General features: G+C 65.2%; 13 protein-coding genes and 1 tRNA gene. 4 read left to right on the top strand and 10 right to left on the bottom strand.

Features of this window, described 5'->3' with window-relative positions:
* Positions 1-151: 151 nt before the first annotated feature.
* The 5 genes from ACAH01_RS08315 to ACAH01_RS08295 form a co-directional block, all read right to left on the bottom strand.
* A tRNA-Glu gene (locus ACAH01_RS08315) sits at positions 152-226 on the bottom strand.
* 89 nt (positions 227-315) lie between these two features.
* Positions 316-1,482: a helix-turn-helix transcriptional regulator gene (locus tag ACAH01_RS08310; RefSeq protein ID WP_372478872.1), complete on the bottom strand. Its 1,167-nt coding sequence runs from the start codon at positions 1,480-1,482 to the stop codon at positions 316-318.
* Positions 1,483-1,633: 151 nt separating this feature from the next.
* Positions 1,634-4,705, bottom strand: a complete 3,072-nt coding sequence (locus ACAH01_RS08305; RefSeq protein ID WP_372478871.1) for an FAD-linked oxidase C-terminal domain-containing protein — start codon at positions 4,703-4,705, stop codon at positions 1,634-1,636.
* 107 nt (positions 4,706-4,812) lie between these two features.
* Positions 4,813-5,469 (bottom strand): hypothetical protein, encoded by a 657-nt coding sequence (locus tag ACAH01_RS08300; protein ID WP_170094445.1) that lies wholly within the window; start codon positions 5,467-5,469, stop codon positions 4,813-4,815.
* A gap of 13 nt (positions 5,470-5,482) precedes the next feature.
* On the bottom strand, positions 5,483-6,067 hold the full coding sequence (locus ACAH01_RS08295; protein ID WP_170094446.1) for a response regulator transcription factor: 585 nt from the start codon (positions 6,065-6,067) through the stop codon (positions 5,483-5,485).
* Between the two features lie 201 nt (positions 6,068-6,268).
* On the opposite strand from ACAH01_RS08295, the gene ACAH01_RS08290 reads away from it, so the two are divergent.
* Positions 6,269-6,844, top strand: coding sequence for an MBL fold metallo-hydrolase (locus ACAH01_RS08290; protein WP_372478870.1), 576 nt, complete (start codon positions 6,269-6,271; stop codon positions 6,842-6,844).
* 32 nt (positions 6,845-6,876) lie between these two features.
* Here the strand turns inward: ACAH01_RS08290 and ACAH01_RS08285 are convergent, their stop codons facing one another.
* The 3 genes from ACAH01_RS08285 to ACAH01_RS08275 form a co-directional block, all read right to left on the bottom strand.
* A complete protein-coding gene (locus tag ACAH01_RS08285) occupies positions 6,877-7,140 on the bottom strand; it encodes a DUF5827 family protein (protein ID WP_015763493.1) in 264 nt (87 codons plus the stop codon).
* 129 nt (positions 7,141-7,269) lie between these two features.
* Complete coding sequence (sod, locus tag ACAH01_RS08280; RefSeq protein WP_015763492.1) at positions 7,270-7,881, bottom strand: superoxide dismutase; 612 nt, start codon at positions 7,879-7,881, stop codon at positions 7,270-7,272.
* Positions 7,882-8,038: 157 nt separating this feature from the next.
* Positions 8,039-9,439: a deoxyribodipyrimidine photo-lyase gene (locus ACAH01_RS08275; protein WP_372478869.1), complete on the bottom strand. Its 1,401-nt coding sequence runs from the start codon at positions 9,437-9,439 to the stop codon at positions 8,039-8,041.
* A 97-nt stretch (positions 9,440-9,536) separates the two neighbouring features.
* On the opposite strand from ACAH01_RS08275, the gene ACAH01_RS08270 reads away from it, so the two are divergent.
* From ACAH01_RS08270 to ACAH01_RS08260, 3 genes are all read left to right on the top strand, one after another.
* Positions 9,537-10,328, top strand: a complete 792-nt coding sequence (locus ACAH01_RS08270) for an enoyl-CoA hydratase/isomerase family protein (protein ID WP_372478868.1) — start codon at positions 9,537-9,539, stop codon at positions 10,326-10,328.
* Positions 10,329-10,387: 59 nt separating this feature from the next.
* The gene (locus tag ACAH01_RS08265) at positions 10,388-11,290 is read left to right on the top strand and encodes a ribonucleoside-diphosphate reductase (protein WP_372478867.1); all 903 of its coding nucleotides are present in this window, start codon (positions 10,388-10,390) and stop codon (positions 11,288-11,290) included.
* A 67-nt stretch (positions 11,291-11,357) separates the two neighbouring features.
* Positions 11,358-11,879, top strand: a complete 522-nt coding sequence (locus ACAH01_RS08260; protein ID WP_170094451.1) for an Lrp/AsnC family transcriptional regulator — start codon at positions 11,358-11,360, stop codon at positions 11,877-11,879.
* Here ACAH01_RS08260 and ACAH01_RS08255 read toward each other — a convergent pair.
* Both ACAH01_RS08255 and ACAH01_RS08250 read right to left on the bottom strand, forming a co-directional pair.
* Positions 11,876-12,157, bottom strand: a complete 282-nt coding sequence (locus ACAH01_RS08255; RefSeq protein WP_015763487.1) for a UPF0058 family protein — start codon at positions 12,155-12,157, stop codon at positions 11,876-11,878. The genes ACAH01_RS08260 and ACAH01_RS08255 overlap by 4 nt on opposite strands.
* An 84-nt stretch (positions 12,158-12,241) precedes the next feature.
* A complete protein-coding gene (locus tag ACAH01_RS08250) occupies positions 12,242-12,460 on the bottom strand; it encodes a ribbon-helix-helix domain-containing protein (protein ID WP_015763486.1) in 219 nt (72 codons plus the stop codon).
* Positions 12,461-12,671 lie beyond the last annotated feature (211 nt).

Genomic DNA, 12,671 nt, shown 5'->3' with positions numbered 1-12,671 from the left:
GAAACACGATCGGACGAAAACTACAAGACGGGCGGTTCTGTGGATGCTCCGTCAGGGATTCGAACCCGATGCCAGACCTCCCGAAGATCGGTCTGCCGTGATTCGAGTCTGTGTCTGTCGCGTTCGCTCCTCACGTACGTTCGTCGCAGAATGCTCCGTCAGGGATTCGAACCCTGGTCCTTGCCGTGAGAGGGCAAGATGATTGGCCGGACTACACCAACGGAGCGCACCTCAACGTATCGGGGAGATACGTATAATGGTTGCGTTTTGGCACCGCCCTGTGTGGGTTACGCATGCAAGCACGCCCCCTCACCGTCACTCTTCGTCGTCGAACGGCGAGCCGGCGGCGTCGGGTTCGTGGCCGGCGAGACTGATGATGTTCTCGCGGCCGACGCGGAGCTTGCTGATCTCGCCGTCCTCCTCCATGTCCGAGAGGAGCATGCTGACTTTGGACTTCGACCAGTCGGTCTCCTCGACGATGTTGACCTGCTTCATGCGCCCGCCGTTCGATTCGAGGAGCTTGACGACGCGGTCGCTGTCCGAGAGCAGTTCCTCGTCGGGGATCGGCGTCTGGCTGTCCGTCGCCGAAGCGGCTGTCTCCGACGTGGTGTCGGTGTCGCTGGCGGTGCTCGCGGTGTCGCCGGGCAGCGAGACCGAACCGTTTCGGTACGCGATCGCGCTGCCGACGCCGAGCACCAGGATGACGGCCCCGACGATCCAGACCATCGGGTTGTCGGTCCCGCTCGGGAGCGGTGCCGTCGTCTGCGGGCTCTGCGTGTCGTCCTCGGCACCAGAACCGCCAGCGGCGGTCGTCGCGGCAGAACGCGGTTCGAGTTCGAGGTACGGTCGCTGCTGTGCGAATTGCTGTTCGCCCTCCCAGGTGACGCTCTGGCTCTGTGTCAGCGAGTCGGGCTGGGTCTGTGAGGTCGGCGCGGGGTCGACAGTGGTGAACTGGAGCCCCTCACCGCTGACGAACACGATCGACTGGTCCGGCCCGATGTAGAAGTTCTCGCCGAACACGTCGCCGACGACGACCCGCTCTCCGTCGGTCCGGGCGAAGTGCGTCCAGGTGAACGCCAGTGCGATCGTCCCGCGGTCGTCGAAACTCGCCGTGACGTTCGTGTAGGCGTCGCGATCGAACGACGTCGCTGCCATCGGCCGGCCGGTGGCGTTGCGGCCGATCGCAGTCAGGGTCTCGGAGCGACTGACGAAGTTCCGGTACAGGTCCGTCTCCTCGCTCTCGAAGCGCTCGGCGAAGTCCCGAAACTGCCGCTTCTCGGAGTCGTTGGCCAACCGACGGTGGTGCTGGATCGACCAGCGCGCAGAGCCGTTCTCGGTGACCGTGATCTCGAACGTCGTCTGGTCGAATCCGTCGGGCTGGACCAACAGGCCACTCGACCTCGTCTCCTGGGCAGTCGTGACGGCGGCCCCGCTCACGAGCGCGGCCACGAGCAGACACCCGAGGAGGACCTGACGATGCATCTGTCATATACCACCTGAGGACAGAATAAAAACGCTGTGTTGCGCCGAACGCTCGCCCCGACGAGAGCGGAGATTCCGGTCTCGTACGGATGAGCCCCTTCGTGTGGGTGTTCGCTACCTTGCGACGGCAAACCGGTCACAGAACGGAGGGTCAGTCCGCGAGCGCGTCTGCGAGCCGCTCGACGGGATGTGACGGTGATTCGTGCCCGCGTCGATCACCGAGCTGCGTGCGACAGGACGCCCCCGGTGCGACGACGGCGTCGCCGTCGCTGTCCGCGATCTGATCGAAGAGAATCCGTCCGATCGCCTGGCTCATCGAGTAGTGTTCGGCCTCGTAGCCGAAGCTGCCGGCCATCCCACAGCAGCCCGAATCCAGCGGGTCGACGGCGTAGCCCGCCCGCCTGAGGACGCCGACGGCGTGGTGGTCTCGCGAGACGGCTTTCTGGTGGCAGTGGCCGTGGTAGGTCAGCGTCTCCTCGCCACCGGTCCAGTCGACGCGCTCGTCGAGGCGGAACCGATCGAGGTACTCACAGAGACCGTACGCGTTGTCGGCGACGGGGGCGGCGTCCGAACCCAGGAGGTCACGGTAGTCCGACTGGAACATCACGGCGTCGGACGGCTCGACGAGAACCACGTCCCACCCGTCGGCCACGCGGCCCTCCAGCGCGTCGACGTTCGTCCGTGCGCGCTCGCGAGCCACGTCGACGAAGCCCTTCGAGTGGGCGGCGCGGCCGCTGCTGGTCGCGTCGTCCGGGACGGCGACGTGTACGGCGGCGGCTTCGAGGACGCGGACGGCCGCACGGAGCACGTCGGGGTTGCTGTAGTTGTTGTACGTATCGGGGACCAGCAGCGCCCGGCGCTGTGCGTCCTCTGGGTCAACGGCGGGGCCGCGCTGGGCGAACCAGTCCTCGAAGGACTCGCGCCGGAAGGTCGGGAGCGATCGTTCGCTCGCGATCCCGACCAGCCGCTCGGCCAGTACGTCACTGCCGGGTGCCCTGGCCAGCCAGTTCGACAGCGGTGCGAGTCGACTCCCCCAGGCGCTGAGGGTCTCGACGTGCGCGAACAGCTTCGACCGGAGGCTCGCACCGTGTTCCTGGTGGGAGGCGTGTTCGACCTCGGTCTTGAGCTTGGCCATGTCGACCTCGCTGGGGCAGTCTTTCGCACACCCCTTGCAGCCGATACAGAGGTCCATGATCTCGTCGACGAACGTCTCGTCTGTCGGATCTGCCGGGAGGTCGCCGCTCATCGCCTGGCGGAAGGCGTTGGCTCGCCCCCGCGTCGCGGTCGACTCCTCGCCCGCGGCCCGATAGGTCGGACACATGACGCCGCCGGTCGTCTCCTGAGGCCCGCGACAGCCCCCACAGCCGTGACACAGCTCGACCATCCCCTGGAACCCGTTCTCGTTGTCCCACTCCATGGCCGGCTCGAACGACATCTCGAACTCGTAGTCGGGATCGAACCGCAGGTCGTCGGTCATGTCGACGGCGCGGGCCCGCGCGGGGACGCCCTCGGGAATCGTCTCGTCGGCCGCGTAGCCACACACCTGTCCGGGGTTCAACAGCCACTCCGGGTCGAAGGCCGCTTTCAGCTCTCGGAACACTTCCCACACGTCCTGTCCGTACAGCTTTCGGTTCCACTGGGTGCGCGCACGCCCGTCGCCGTGCTCGCCCGAGACGCTGCCGCCGTAGGTCGTGACGAGGTCGGTCGCGCCGTCCGCGATGGCTGCCATCTGCTCGACCCCCTCGACCGTCTTCGTGTTCACCAGGGGTCGGATGTGGAGACAGCCAGGACCGGCGTGGGCGTAGAAGCTCGCGAACGTGTCGTTGTCGGCCAGCAGCTCCTGGAACTCGGCGACGTAGTCCGCGAGGTTCTCCGGCGGGACGGCGGTGTCCTCGATGAAGCTGATGTGTTTCGCGTCCGAGGTCCGCCCGAGGAGAATCGGGAGCCCGCTCTTGCGGAGCTTCCAGAACCGCTTTCGTTCGCTCTCCTCGTGGGCCTCCTGTCCGTGAAACGCCTCTCGTGGCGCGTCGGTCAGCGAGTCGGCCCCGCTCTGTGCGACGCCGTCGGTACCGACGCTCCCGACCCGATCCGCGAGGAGATCCGCGACCCGCTCTTTGCCCTGCGGGTCGTTCTCGGCGTAGAACTCGACGAGCAACACCGCGCCGGTGTCCGCCGGGAGGAGCTGGTCGACCAGGTCGCCGAACTCCTCGGTGTCGGCGGCCAGCTCCAGCAACACGTCGTCGAGGACTTCGACCGCCGCGGGATCGTGTTCGAGGATCGCCGGCACGTCGGCCATCGCGTCGATGAGGTCGTGATAGGAGAGCAGCGCCAGCGACTTCGTCTCGGGGACCGGCTCCAGCGAGACCGTCGCTTCGGTCACGATGGCCAGGGTCCCCTCGCTGCCCGCGAGCAGCCGTGCGACGTTGACCGATCCGTCTTCGGCCTCCGAGAGGAGGCGATCGAGATTGTAGCCGGAGACGTTTCGCTTGAGGTCGGGAAACGCCGCGGTGACCGCCTCGTGCTCGTCGTCGACGAGCCGTGCGATCGCCCCGTATATCTGACCTTCGAGCCCGTCCCGGTCGGCCCGCGATCGCAGCTCGTCGAGCGTGACCTCGCCGAACGTCGTCACGGTCCCGTCCGCGAGGACGGCCTCGCAGTCCTCGATGTACGCGTCGGTCTTGCCGTACTTCAGGGAGTGTGCGCCCGTGGAGTTGTTGCCGATCGCGCCCCCGAGGACGCTCTTGTCGCCCCACGCCGGATCGGGGGCGAACTTCAGGTCGTGGTCGGCGAGCCTGTCGTTCAACGCCCCGAGGGTGACGCCGACCTGTGCGCGTGCCGTGCGTCCCGCCGGATCGACCGACTGGATCGCGTCCATGTGGCGCGAGCAGTCGACGACGACTGCCTCGTTGACCGCCTGTCCCGCGAGGCTCGTCCCACCGCCTCGCGGCAGGACCGGCGTTCCCCGCTCGGCGCAGTAGTCGACGACCGCTGCCACGTCGGCCGTCGAGGTCGGATAGACGACGCCGATCGGTACCACCTCGTAGGCGCTCGCGTCGGTCGCGTACAACTGTCGCGTGTACTCGTCGAACCGGACCGCCCCGTCGATGCGGTCTTCGAGGGCGGCGACGAACGCGGGGCGCTCGACGGAACCCCCCTCGTAGTCGTAGTCCGCCCGATCGTCGGTAGCCGGGTCCGGCCCACCCCGATCGTGTCGTGTTCCCATATCGGATTCTTCGACCGGACCCCGATTAAAGCACCGGGCCACCGCTCTCGCTGTCGGCTGTCAGCCCGCTCTCTGCTCTCCGGACGGGAACCGAACGGCCGCGACAATCAGAGTTCTTTCCACTCGGAGGGCTGGCTCGTGAGACCCATGACGCGGGCCTGACGGGTGCCGTCCTCCTCGCGGAACTCGATGAGGCCGTCGAACGCCTGCTTGATGACCTGGAGGGTCTGGTCGTCGTGTGCGCCGGAGTCGATCGTGAACACGCCGACGTAGCCCGCCGAGTCCAGCCGCGACGAGAGGATGTGACAGAGCTTGAACACGGTCTTCTTGTCCGTGTACGTCAGCATCGTCGACAGGGAGACCAGCGCGAGCCGTCCCTGGTCGCGCCCGCTCTTGTGGAGCCCCTCCAGTGCTTTCGTGATGCCGATACCGATGCCGGTCAGGTCGCCCGGTGAGTTCACGTGATGGATGTACGCGCCGCTCTGTGCGGCCTCACCCCCGCTGTTGTCGCCGCGGCAGTCGACGACTCCGAGCTGGGAGTCGTCCATCTCGGGTACGTCCGTTCGGAACTCGTCGACGACCGAGCTCGCCTGATCGTTCGTCGTCACGACGACCGCCCCCTCGCCGTTACCCACCCCATCTTTGAGGATATCCATCGCGAGGGCCTCTTTGCCACTCATCGCAGGTCCCGCGACGAGTAGGCTCGTCCCCGGACGAACCGAGTCCAGCGCGTCGAAGTCGAGTACGGTTGACAGGTCGTACATATTCTCTGACAGTTTATTCGTCTTCACCATTACTGAGCCCACGCAACGTTGCGATAAAGTCGGCGTCGTCGCCGATACCACCGAGTGATTCCGAGAGTTCGGATTTTAGTTCTCCGATCTCCTCCTTAAGTTCATCGTATTCGTCGCTCTCTTCCAGTTCCGCGCTGCTCTTGCTCGCTTCGAGCGTCGCTTGCTTCTCGACCAGCGAGTAGTACTCCTGCAGGAGAGTGTCGTACTCCGAGCGTTCGAGCAGGTTCTCCACTGTCTCGTGGAGCTGTTCGCTCCGGATCGGCTTCGAGAGATACGCGTCGAATCCCATCTCCAGAATGTCGAAGTCCGGTTCGACCGCCGTCACCATCGAGACGCGACAGCCGAGATCACGTTCCCGGATCCGCTCCAGTACCTCGTCGCCCGAGAGTCCCGGCATCATACGGTCGAGTAACACGACATCGACGCTGTCGTCGAGTAGGTCGAGCCCTTCGTCACCGTCGTGGGCCATCCGGACTTCGTAGCCGTTTCGGAGCCATAGCTTGTATGTTTCCGCGACGTCCGGTTCGTCCTCGACGATGAGCACGACGGGGCGATCCGATTCAGACATCTATTCTCTACACGTGGTTACTTTTTCATCATACATAGCCCTGTGGGTCTGTCAGCGCGCCGAATCAGCGGCCAGTACGTCAGTTCGGTCCCACTGTGTGGCGGCCATCCTGCGTCCCGATCGAGCCCTCGCGTCTCCGAACAGTGCCTTCTGACGAGACAGACCAGCACACACAAGCCCGTCGGGCCCGACCTCGATCGTATGATCCGAAACCTTGCACCGTCGAGCGGGGTCTTTACCAGCAACGTCTTTCTCGTCGAGGGCGAGACGACGACGCTGGTCGACGTGGGCAACGACTTCGACGTGGTTTCCGAGGTGCGAGCCGTCGTCGACGAGGTCGATCAGGTCGTCCTGACACACACCCACCGCGATCACGTCGGCACCCTCGACGCGGTCCGGGACGCGTTCGACGCGCCGGTCTGTGGCTACGAAGACGGCTTCGACGGCGTCGACCGGGCGATCGCCGACGAGGCGACCCGACAGATCGGCGACGAGGAGTACGTTGCGCTCCACACGCCGGGTCACAAGGACGACCACCTCTGTCTCTACGCGGCCGAGGCGGGCGTGCTCTTCGCCGGTGATCTCGTGTTTGCCAACGGGAGTTTCGGGCGGACGGACCTCGAAGAGGGCGACCGATCGCGACTCGTCGAGAGCATCGACTGCCTCCTCGATCTCGTCGACGAGGACCTCGCCGAGATGCACGCTGGTCACGGTCCCAGCGTCACGGACGACCCGTACGGCAACATCGAACTGGCGAGGCAGGCCGCGCGGTTCTGATACTGCCGGCCCCGGCAGTCGAACACGCTCTGTCAGGCCAGCCCGTAGTAGCCCGGCTCGTCGTCGGCACTCGGCTCGGCGAAGACGAACGCGTCGGCGTGTTTGATGAGCCACGGAATAGCCCAGTCCATCAGGACGTTCTCGGTCTCGACGTCGAGTTCCGCTTCGGCTTCCAGCCCCTGGAGGAGGCGACCGATCTCGTAGATCGTGTACATCTCGTCGTCGTCCAGTACCTCCTCTGGCTCGCGAAACTCCAGCGGGCGGAGATCGTCGAAGTCGTCTTTCGGTTGTGGCATGGGCGCTGGTTCCGCGCCGCCGTGCGTAAAGCCCTCGAAAGCGATACGCTGTGGTCGACGGCGAGTGTCGCCACTGATCGACGATATCGAAAGAAAGTGCGAAGCTCGGGAGCCCGCCGTCGGGCGACGTTACTCGAAGTGACCGACTGCGGTCTCGTACTGCGATGCGACCTCGTCCCAGTCGACGACCTCGAAGAAGGCGTCGACGAAGCTGCCGCGGTCCGGGCCGTAGTCGTAGTAGTACGAGTGCTCCCAGACGTCCAGCGCCATGATGGGGTGAGAGCCCCAGAGTGCGCCCTGGTCGTGCTTGTCGACCGTGACGTTGCGGAGCTGTTTGGCGACCGGGTCGTAGACGAGCAGCGCCCAGCCACCGGCGGCCGAGGCGGCTGCCTCGAACTCGCCTTTCCAGCCCTCGTAGGAACCGAAGTCCGCTTCGATCCGGTCACGGAGTTCGCCCGACGGCTCGCCGCCGCCGTTGGGGGACATGTTGTCCCAGAACAACGTGTGGAGATAGTGTCCACTGCCGTTGTGGGTGACGTTGCCCAGCGCACCGGCGCTAGATCCGAACTCACCCGACTCGCGGTTCTCCGCGAGGGTCTCCTCGGCGGCCGCGAGGCCGTTGACGTACCCCTGATGGTGGGTGTCGTGGTGCCAGGTGAGTACCTGCTCTGAGATGTGGGGCTCCAGCGCGTCGTAGTCGTACGGAAGTGGCGGCAGTTCCGGATCTGAGTGTTCGGACATGATAAATCTCCTCCATCTTTTGGGTCGGGCGGACGCCTGTTAAACGTTTAGGAGACGCACGATACCACACCGCACGCACGTGCCGACCGCCTGCTGGCCGTTCTCGGCCGGTAATTCGGGTCCCGACGCCGAGACCGTCGGCGACCCGCCGTTGGGCCTAACTCTCGCCGCGAGCAGTCTCGAACATCTCCAGGGCCTGGTCGCGTCGCTCGCTGTGGTCGACGATGGGATCGGGGTACTCCGGGGCGGCGTTGCGACGCTGGGTCGGGCTGAGATCGGGCCACTCGTGGATCACCGACGGTTCGGCGTCGCGCAGCTCGGGCACGTACGTCTTGATGTACTCCGCGTCGGGGTCGTAGCGCTCGCCCTGCGTCATCGGGTTGAAGATCCGGAAGTACGGCTGTGCGTCGGTGCCCGTCGAGGCCGCCCACTGCCACCCGCCGTTGTCGTTCGCGGTGTCGTGGTCCACCAGACGCTGTTTGAACCACTCGTATCCCGCTCGCCAGTCGATCAGCAGGTCCTTGGTGAGAAAGGAGGCGACGATCATCCGGACCCGGTTGTGCATGAACGCCTCCTGGCGGAGCTGGCGCATCCCGGCGTCGACGATCGGGTACCCCGTTTCGCCGTCCTTCCAGGCCTGGAGCGCCTCGGGGTCGTCGCGCCACTGGAGCGGCCGCTCGTAGGACTTGTAGTTGTCCGTGACGACCGACCGGTTGGCAAAGAGGACCTGCGTGTAGAACTCTCGCCAGGCCAACTGCGACTGGAACTCCTCGACGGATTCGCGCCGTTCTTCGTCGTTGGCCGCTTCCGCCGCGCTCGCAGTCCGTTCGTACACCTCTCTGATACCGATCGTCCCGAACTTGAGATGTGCGGAGAGCCGCGACGTACAGTCGTCTGCGGGGTAGTCCCGGCGATCCTCGTACCGATAGATGTCGTCCTCGCAGAACGCGTCGAGGAGATCGCGGGCCGGTTCCGTCCCAGCCGGAGGGAGCTCTGCCTGTGGTTCCTCGAAGCCCAGATCGTCGATCGACGGCAGGGGGTCACCGGACACGTCGGCCAGTTCGTCCGGGCTGGGTGCGTCGTAGGGCTCGTCTTTCTCTCGGTCGTGCCACTTCCGCCCGAAGTAGGTAAACACCGAGTACGGATCGCCGTCGTTGGTCGTGATCTCGCCGGGGCGATGGAGGACCGAATCGGTGACCGCCTCGCGTTCGACGCCCGCGTCGTCGAGGGCCTGTCGGACGGCGATGTCGCGCTCGATGCCGAGCCCGGAGTAGGCTTCGCCCCAGGTCACGCCGTCGGCTCCGAACGCCTCGGCCAGCCGCGGGATCTCGGCCGTCGGATCGCCGCGAGCGATCACGAGATCGCTCCCGCGGTCACGGTACTGTGCCCGCAGCGAGTCGAGGGCGTCCAGCATGAACGCCACACGGGGCGGTGCGGCGTGGTCGAGGACGGCGTCGTCGAAGACGAACACCGGGACGACCGGGCTGTCGGCCGTCGCCGCGGCCAGGCCGGCGTTGTCGGTCGTCCGGAGATCGCGTCGATGCCAGTGGATTCGCATACGAGATTATCGGCCTGGCCCCTTCTCAAAGGCACCCCTACTCTGTTGGTGGCGACCTGACCAACGCTTTTGGTCGTCCTGGCCGTCGGTGCGGGACATGACCGGAGATCAGGTCCGCGTCGAGATCGCAGACGAGGTCGCAACGATCACGCTGAACCGCCCCGAGGCACGGAACGCGCTCTCCGCGGAGGCCGCAGACGAACTCGCTGCGGAGATCGAGACCGCCGAAGACAGCGGGGCACGGTGTGTCGTCCTCCAGAGCGAGGGCGCGGCCTTCTGTGCCGGCGGGGACGTGGACGCGATGCTGGAGAGCATCGACCGGGACGTGCCGCCGGCAGAGCGCGTCGAGGTCGTCGTCGGCGCGGTCAATCGCGCGATCAAGCGCGTCTACGACTGCCGGCTCCCGACCGTGGCGAAGATCGACGGTCCCGCCTTCGGGGCGGGTGCGGGGCTGGCGATCGCCTGTGACCTGCAACTCGCGAGCCCGGCGGCGAAGATCAGCTTCGGGTTCCGCCGCGTCGGGCTCGCGGTCGACTCGGGCGTTTCCTACCTCCTCCCGCGGCTCGTCGGGCTCAACACGGCCAAGGAGCTGATCTTCACGGGCGAGCTGGTCGACGCCGACCGCGCCCGCGATCTCGGGCTCGTGACCCGCGTGTTCGAGGCGTCGTCGTTCGACGAGGGCGTCGAGAACATCGTCGAGACGATCGCGACGGGGCCGACGGCCGCACTGACGGCCTCGAAGCGACTGGTGAACCATCAGCCCGACTCCTTCGACGCCGCGACGGCGCGGGAAGCGAACGCGCAGGGCGTCGCCTTCTCGACCGCGGACCACGAGGAGGGCGCGCGAGCCTTCGTCGAGAGTCGCGAACCAGAGTTCGAGGGGCGCTGATACCGCCGACTTCCCGAATTCGTCAACGCTTATGTAGAGTGGGGTTTACGACACGACCAATGGCCGACAAGGCGACGTTTCGACTCGCGCTCGATCGGGAGAGCCGATCGGGACGCTACTACCGCAACGCCGTCGAACGACACTGGGACCCCGCGGCGATCGACCTCGACGACGACCGCGAGCCACTCGTCGAAGCACACCCCGCGACCTTCGACCACCTGCGCTCGACCGTCGCGAAGTTCGGTGCCGGCGAGCGCGCCGTCACGGAAGATCTCGCTCCGCTCTCGGTCGTACTCGACGACGCCGCCGACCAGGTGTATCTCAGCACGCAGCTGTACGAAGAGGCGCGCCACCTCGATTTCTTCGAGCGATACTGGACGGCGGTGATCAACCCGGTCGAGCGCGAGCGCGACCTGCCGGTGAGTTCGCCGACCGAGGACCGGTGGGTCAACGACGCGTACGACGAACTGCTCGCCCGCACGGACGCGGCGATGCACCGACTGCTCGACGACGACACGCCCGAGCACCGCGCGATCGCGCTGTGTCACTACCATCTGACCATCGAGGGCATTCTGGCACAGACGGCCTACTGGGGGCTCCAGCAGAGCTACGGTCCCTCAGAGCCAGCCCTTCCGACGCTGCCGGGCTTTACCACCGGACTGGAACGCATCCGGAGCGACGAGGGCCGCCACGTCGGGTTCGGGATGAGCAAACTCCGCGAACTCGTCGCGGACGGCGTCGATCCACAGCTGCTACACGACACCGTCACCGAACTCCTGGGACTGGTCCAGCAGACGACGACCGACGGACTGGGCGACGGCAGCGAGGAGACGCCGGGCCCCTCCGCCGACGACCTGCAGAACTACGCGATCGAGAAACACACCGAGCGGATGGCACAGATCACGTCTCCCGAGACCGACCTGCCGGACGTGGACACGCTCGTGACTCTCGATTCACCGTGATCCGTGCCGACGACAGCGCGCGCCGAGAGATGCCAACTTCCAAGACCATAACACCGGAATGTGGGATATGAACGCGGACGAATCACCAGACTGGGAGTTCAAGGAACGCGACGTGTTGATCCTCAGAGAGCTGGCCGACGATCCGGAGCTCTCCTCGCGAGACCTGGCCGACATCCTCGAAGCGGACCACGACATCTCGGTGTCACACGTCACCGTCAGCGAATCGATCCGCAAGATGCGCCAGGAGGGGGTCTTCCGCGACACGATCGTCCCCAACGAGGAGTACTTCAACTTCGCGCTGTTCGAGTTCAAGTTCAACCCAGAGCACTTCGAGGACGGCTGGCGCGAGGCTATGACGACGATCCGCGACGACAGACACACGATGTTCTACTTCCTCTCGGACGGGGAGTACCAGTGGAAGTCGGTGATGATGTTCCCGAGCCGGAAAGCGGAGTCACGCTGGATCCACGAGTTCTACAAGGACCACGGACACGTCGTCCAGAACATCCGCAACTCCGTGATACACAACGTCTTGAAGTTCCAGACAGATCCCGAGATATTCACGGAACTCGAACAGGACGGCACTTAGAGCTTGCTCTCGGCGTCTTCCGCGAGTTCCTTCATCCGCTTGCCCACGCGGCCGGCGTCGGAGAACTCGTCTTCGCTCATCGCGGTCGCCAGCGAGTTGCCCAGCACGAAGACGGCGTGTTTGTGTTCGCTCTTGGACTTGTGTACGTCCGAGGGGCGCACGTCGAGCTCGCCGTAGGCGTCGAACAGCTCGGGGTCGACGCTGTCCATCTCGTCGCGGAAGAAACGCATGATCAGCACCATCTGTTCGTGAAGCTCGAGAAGCTCGTCTTTGTGCATCTTGCCACTAGTAGGTGGTGCCAATAGTATAAGAATTGCTTGTGAACAGCTACCAGTGGTGGTTCGTCTGCTGAGCGCCGCTCGCTAGAAGACGTACTCGTCGTCGTGACCCATCATCCCGTCGTCCTCGAACCCCCCGGGGTCGTCCTCGTCGTCCATGGGCCCGCTGGTCTTGTAGGCTTTCAACCCGGTCGAGAGGAGATCCTCGATCGCTTCCTCGCGGGTGAGGAACTCGCCTTCTTCGACGAGCTGGGCGATCTGCATCTCGAGATGTTCCGGGATCGTTATCTCTACCTGTGGCATCGGAACGTACGGTGGTTCGATAGATCCCCTTATAAATCTGGCGGGGCGAGTTACCGAACGCGAGAACAATACTGTGGCTTCCGACGACATCGGTTTTCGATATCGAAATATTTCTGTTGAATGCAGAAAACGACGACGCTCGGCCACGCGGCGGCCAGTCGCCGGCCGATCGATCAGGAACTACCGACCACTTCGTGACGATAGTCACGCT

The sequence above is a fragment of the Halomicrobium sp. HM KBTZ05 genome, assembly GCF_041530035.1.
In the GTDB taxonomy this organism is placed as follows: domain Archaea; phylum Halobacteriota; class Halobacteria; order Halobacteriales; family Haloarculaceae; genus Halomicrobium.
Note: the sequence above shows the minus strand (reverse complement) of the source record. Positions and strands in the feature narration are given on the sequence as shown.